Raw genomic sequence first — 5,868 nt, 5'->3', positions numbered from 1 at the left:
AGCCCTATCCATCCCCGCATTAAAATACGGGGATTTTCGGGCGTTTTTCATTAAAAATACTTCTACCTACAAAAATATTCTTTCTTTAAGTAAAAATCCTCAGCAAATTGCCAACGAAATTACAGCAATCGATATTTTACATCGACAAAATAGCAAAAGAATAAAAGAAATTCTAAGCCACGATATCTCTAAAGAAATAATTGATTATTTTAATGACAGTATTTTTGAATCTACGGTCAATAAAGGAACGGATTTTTTCGATCCTAATGGTAAAGGAAAATTTAGAGTTTTTTCTATTTATGCAATTAACCCAGATAATTTAAATGATAATACACAAAACTTAATAGTAATTTTGATAGATCCATATCATTTAGTCTGTCCTGTTGCTAATAGACAAAAAAATTTTAACAAAGATAAAAATCGACACTATACTTTCGAAAAATATAAAGAATGTAGACACTCGCTAAGCGACCTATTCAAAGAGAAATTTGATAATTCCGATTCAGTTCGCTACATTCACTTAAACGCCTTTGCCTCAAAATAAGCTCATGATTACTCAAAATCATGGGCTTTTTCTTTTGCATCCCTTACGCTTAACATCCTCTATCTTCAGACCCGGATTACACGCGGCGGAATAAACCCACCCAATCCACCCCTAGCATATAAGAGGAAAAATCACTCCACTAAAATCAAATTTAAGGATCACGTACACAATATACGTGCTTCAGGCATGACGCCTGTACGCATGCTGATCCTTCAGCAAGACTACTACCTCGCGAGAGTTATAAACTCGTGGATCTTGCTTTGAAGAATTTTGTACATTATAGGCTCCTATCACATGCTGAACCTATGGCCTATTACATTTTTTATATTTCAAGGAGGAAAAGACCACATGAAGAAAAATTTAAGAATTGTTAGCGTTGCTGCTGCTTTGCTTGCTGTCGCTCCAGTTGCTGCTTCTGCTGTAAGCACCGTTAACGCTGCTAGTGTTACTTCCGCTACTCAATTAGGTAAGGTACCTACTTTAGCTAATGGTGATGCTGTAAATGTTAAGCCAAATATTTCATTAAACACAGTACATGGTTCAATTAAGGCAGCTATTTCTGTATCATTTGACGCTACTTTTAACGGTACTACTGCTACCTCAAACTTTAAGCCTGGATACTCAAACATCCAACTTTTCCACGGTAGCAAGGAAATTACTAATTTACAAGATGTTCATTACCTTACTGCAGGTTCAACTTACCATGTTGGTTTAAACTTTGGTTCACAAAACGCAAACAAGGAAATCACTTTAACTATGCCTGAAGGCGATTTCTTCCAACTTGCATCAAACACAATACTGTTACAAACTCAAGAACTATTAAGCTTGACCAAAACGGTACTGTAACCTTGAACCAAGTTGCTATCAACGTAACTGCTAAGGACTTTGCTAACCCAGCTGTTATTGCTTGGTACGACAGAGAAACTAACGTTAACGTAACTAGCGGTAACATTACTTTAGATGCTGTCTCAGATGCTAGTAAGATGAACGTTGCTCAATTTGTAGCTGCTGCAGAAAACAAGTATGTTGCACGCAACAATGCAGGTGACAAGTACAACAGTCAATCAAGTACTATTTCATACAGCAACAACATCAAAGAAGCTTTAAAGGCTATGAACATTGATGTTGATGCTAATGGTTGGTTTGTTGCTCCTAAGTCATTTACTTTTGAAATGACTGCTTCAGCAAACAACAATGATGCTTCAGCTAAGTTACCAATTACTGTTACTGTTCCAAACGGTAAGGACGTAACTCCAGCTACTGTTCCAAGTCAAAGCAAGACTATTATGCACAACGCATACTCCTACGACAAGGACGCTAAGCGTGTTGGTACTGACAAGGTTACCCGTTACAACACTGTAACTGTTGCTATGAACACCACTAAGCTTGCTAACGGTATTTCATACTACGAAGTTATCGAAAACGGCAAGGCAACTGGCAAGTACATCAACGCTGACAACATCGACGGTACTAAGCGTACTTTGAAGCACAACGCATACGTTTACAAGACTTCAAAGAAGCGTGCTAACAAGGTTGTTCTTAAGAAGGGTACTGAAGTAACTACTTACGGTGGTGCTTACACCTTCAAGAACGGCAAGAAGTACTACAAGATCGGTGCTGACACCAAGAAGACTTACGTTAAGGTTGCTAACTTTGAATAAAAATTAGCCAACATTGACTAAGCGAGAAAACGAGGCATTGCCTCGTTTTTTCTTTTGTACTAAAAAGCTCATGATCTCAATAATCATGGGCTTTTTATACGTTTTCTATAATTCATAACTAATAAATAACATAAACCTTATATTTATGCATATTAATATAAACATGTGAGACCGTAAAATAGTTTGTGTAAGGATGAATTATTCCTTAATTTAATTTCCTAAAACATTAGAAAAAGGAGTTCCTTACGGTTTTAGAAAAGCATGGGAAAATCGCAAGTTAGTTGGTGGAGTACTAAAGGCCGCACATGTCCGTCCCGATTACCACTTGTATGATGATCTATTTCAAGAAGGTCTGATTGTTTACGCCGAAATGCTCGAAGAATTAGCTACCGACAAGGCTCGCACAGAAATTGATAAGTTAAGTTTCAAGAAGGTTCTCTGGCAGACATTGAATAGACTGAAGCGCGAACAGCGTGTATGTGAACGTAACACAGATATGAATGAAGCTTACGATCTTGGCGAAGAAGCCGATTGGAACAACTTAGTTGTCTTGAAGCAGGAAGTTAACAAGTTGAGTAAGATGGAGCAAGTTATTTTCTATGATCATTTATTTCTAACAAGAAGATCACAGAATTAGCCGCAGAATACGGCATCTCACGCGGAACCCTCACCCATCTCAAACATGATTTGCTGATGAAGTTGCGGAAGATGTTGGCGAAATAATTTATTTTGCCAGGAAAAAATGCCCCTTTCTTGCGTATTAAATAGTGGGAACTATTTTACTGATGTACAAGCTATTATGAGGTAAATTATGGGAAAAAGAATAACTTGATATCCTGGCATTACGCAAGATCTGGTATTTGGCCATGTGATGAGCAAGAAAAAAATTGCCTAGAGCTGCTCCGCCGTGCTTATCCTGAGTTGAATTTGCAGAAGATTAATGTAATCACTCAATATGACGGCAACATTGGTCTTGAGAGCAAAAACTTTCGCTTAGATGTCTGGGCACAAGATAACAAAGGTCGTATCTATGACATCGAAATGCAGACGACTAATAAGCATGATTTAGAAGAACGCATGCAGTATTACGCTGCGGGGTTGAACAACTTCACTTTGAAATCGGGCCCACCTTACACTAAGCTTAAATCTACTTACGTTGTGTTTTTCTGTACGTATGATCCATTCGATCAGGGTGAAAGTATGTATGAATTCAATTTCTTTGATCGCAAAACCAAGACTATAGAATTTAACGTAGGCATGCATATCAAAGTTTTCAACTCTAAGGGCAAGAACCGCGATCTTAACCAAAAGATGTTGGATTTCTTGGATTATATGAATGGCGTAATTAACCATGCTCAAGGCTATATTGCCGACTTGCAAAAGGATATCAATCATTATGTTAATAGTGGAAAGTGGGTCGATGACATGGATAAGTTGGCTTATGAAATGAATCAGGTTGCGATGAAGGCTGCAGAAAAGGCTACTAAAAAGAAAGCTATAGAAGATGCAATTACGTTAATTCAAGCATTAAAGCAAGTTGATCTTTCTTCTGAAGTGATTTTTGAAAAAGTATTGCAAGATTACAGTAACGATTTATCTAGCGATGAGATTAAGAAGCTAGTAGAAGAAAATTATTAAGTAAAAATTGTAATTAAGTAAAATAGTTTCTTGGAAGCTGGCATGCATGAAGCGTGTCGGCTTTTTTATGCAAAAGAAAAAACGAGGCAAATGCCTCGTTTTCCCTTTATTTAGTTAGCGTGTACTAGCTATCTTGTTGACCAAGAATATTAGTCAAAGTTTGCAACCTTAACGTAAGTCTTCTTAGTGTCGTTACCGATCTTGTAGTACTTCTTGCCGTTCTTGAATGTGTATGAACCACCGTAAGTAGTTACAGTTTCACCCTTCTTAAGAACAACCTTGTTAGCACGCTTCTTTGATGAACGGTATACGTATGCGTTGTGCTTCAAAGTACGCTTAGTACCGTCAATGTTGTCAGCGTTGATGAACTTGCCTGAAAGCTTGCCGTTTTCAACTACTTCGTAGTATTCGATACCGTTTGAGAACTTAGTCTTGTTCATTGAAACAGTTACAGTGTTGTAACGAGTTACCTTGTCAGTACCAACACGCTTAGCGTCCTTGTCGTAGAAGTATGCGTTGTGCATAACAGTCTTGCTTTGACTTGGAACAGTAGCTGGAGTTACATCCTTACCGTTTGGAACTGAAACAGTTACAGGTAAAGTCTTTGAAGCATCGTTGTTGTTAGCAGTTGCAGTCATGTTGAAAGTAAATGACTTAGGTGCAACGAACCAATTATCCTTAACTTCAACACCAGCAGCCTTTAAAGCTTCAACAAGGTTGTCAGTGTACTTGATGTCACTTGCTTCCTTGTTTGCTAAAGTACCAAAGTTAGTTGCATAGTACTTACCACGAACAGCTGCAATAACTTGAGCAACGTTCATCTTACCAGCATCTGAGCCAGCGTAAAGTTCAACGTTACCTGAGTTAACAACTGCATTAGTAGTAGCGTTAAGCCAGTTAACAACAGCTGGGTTTGAGAAGTCCTTAGCAGTTACTGCAAAGGTAACTGAATCCAAGTTAACTACACCATTCTTGTCAAGGTGAACCTTCAAATTACCGTTTGTGTCAGTTTTTTCTGATTTACCGTTAACAGTTGCAGTTGCTGAAGCATCACCAGGGAAGCTTAAAGTAACATCCTTGTTTGCATTCTTAGTACCGAAGTTCAAACCAACATCAGTTAAAGTTACAGTGAACTTTTCACCAGCAACGGCTTGACTAACTTTTTTATTAAATTCGTCAGGCTCAACTTTATTACCTTTGCTGTCCTTAAGTGTAACTGTTGAAGCATCTGGTTTAAAGTTTGAGGTAGCAGTAGTGCCGTTAACAGTAACTTCAAATGAAGCTGAAATAGTAGCAGCAACACTGTTACCTACAGCAGTGTTCAAAGTGATGTTTGGCTTAACATTAACAGTTGAGCCATTTGCAAATGCAGGAACCTTACCAAGTTGGGTAACTGATTGAACGGAATCTGCATTAACAGTGCTTACAGTAGAAGCAGCGACAGGAGCAACAGCTAATAAAGCAGCAGCAGCAACGCTAACAATTCTTAAATTTTTCTTCATGTGGTCTTTTCCTCCTTGAAATATAAAAAATGTAATAGGCCATAGGTTCAGCATGTGATAGGAGCCTATAATGTACAAAATTCTTCAAAGCAAGATCCACGAGTTTATAACTCTCGCGAGGTAGTAGTCTTGCTGAAGGATCAGCATGCGTACAGGCGTCATGCCTGAAGCACGTCCTATTACTTACCACGATTCATATTGTACTAACCTGAGCAAAAAATAGCAAGTTAAATTAATTGAAAATTCCTTTTTGTAATATTTGCCCACTTTCTTACCCCGCCGCGCATTTTCGCCCCCTCAACTTTTCAATTAATTCAATCGTAGTCATAACAAGAAAAGGCGGACTTCCGTCCGCCTTTAATTTTTTATTCATTTTTTAAAATTTTACAAACATATAACAAAATCATCTGAAAAAAGTAATATTTCTATACGATTTCTTTAAAACATTTTTTTGTGTAGTTATCTTATTTTCGCCGATTGTAAAATTAAATTGAACACTTGATAAAAAATAAAAAGTCCATTC

Annotated in this window: 5 protein-coding genes and 1 pseudogene; 5 read left to right on the top strand and 1 reads right to left on the bottom strand. The window is 37.6% G+C overall.

The genetic code is table 11. The annotated features are described in order from the left end of the window. The 5 genes and pseudogenes from CP355_RS09225 to CP355_RS09210 form a co-directional block, all read left to right on the top strand. Positions 1–544: pseudogene (locus CP355_RS09225) on the top strand (hypothetical protein); the annotation flags it as partial. Between the two features lie 348 nt (positions 545–892). After that, positions 893–1,390 (top strand): hypothetical protein, encoded by a 498-nt coding sequence (locus tag CP355_RS10645; RefSeq protein ID WP_233187028.1) that lies wholly within the window; start codon positions 893–895, stop codon positions 1,388–1,390. Between the two features lie 2 nt (positions 1,391–1,392). Further along, a complete protein-coding gene (locus CP355_RS10640) occupies positions 1,393–2,205 on the top strand; it encodes an SLAP domain-containing protein (RefSeq protein ID WP_233187027.1) in 813 nt (270 codons plus the stop codon). A gap of 325 nt (positions 2,206–2,530) precedes the next feature. Beyond that, positions 2,531–2,842 carry a hypothetical protein gene (locus tag CP355_RS09215; protein ID WP_233187026.1) on the top strand — a complete coding sequence of 104 codons (312 nt, stop codon included), beginning with the start codon at positions 2,531–2,533 and terminating at the stop codon, positions 2,840–2,842. A 191-nt stretch (positions 2,843–3,033) separates the two neighbouring features. Beyond that, the gene (locus CP355_RS09210; RefSeq protein WP_098044386.1) at positions 3,034–3,843 is read left to right on the top strand and encodes an Rpn family recombination-promoting nuclease/putative transposase; all 810 of its coding nucleotides are present in this window, start codon (positions 3,034–3,036) and stop codon (positions 3,841–3,843) included. Positions 3,844–3,992: 149 nt separating this feature from the next. Here CP355_RS09210 and CP355_RS09205 read toward each other — a convergent pair whose 3' ends face one another. Continuing rightward, positions 3,993–5,345 (bottom strand): SLAP domain-containing protein, encoded by a 1,353-nt coding sequence (locus CP355_RS09205; protein WP_098044385.1) that lies wholly within the window; start codon positions 5,343–5,345, stop codon positions 3,993–3,995. Positions 5,346–5,868 lie beyond the last annotated feature (523 nt).

Source organism: Lactobacillus sp. UMNPBX4 (assembly GCF_002554115.1).
GTDB lineage: Bacteria > Bacillota > Bacilli > Lactobacillales > Lactobacillaceae > Lactobacillus > Lactobacillus gallinarum.
The sequence above is the reverse complement of the archived record's forward strand: the minus strand, read 5'-3'. Positions and strand labels throughout refer to the sequence as shown.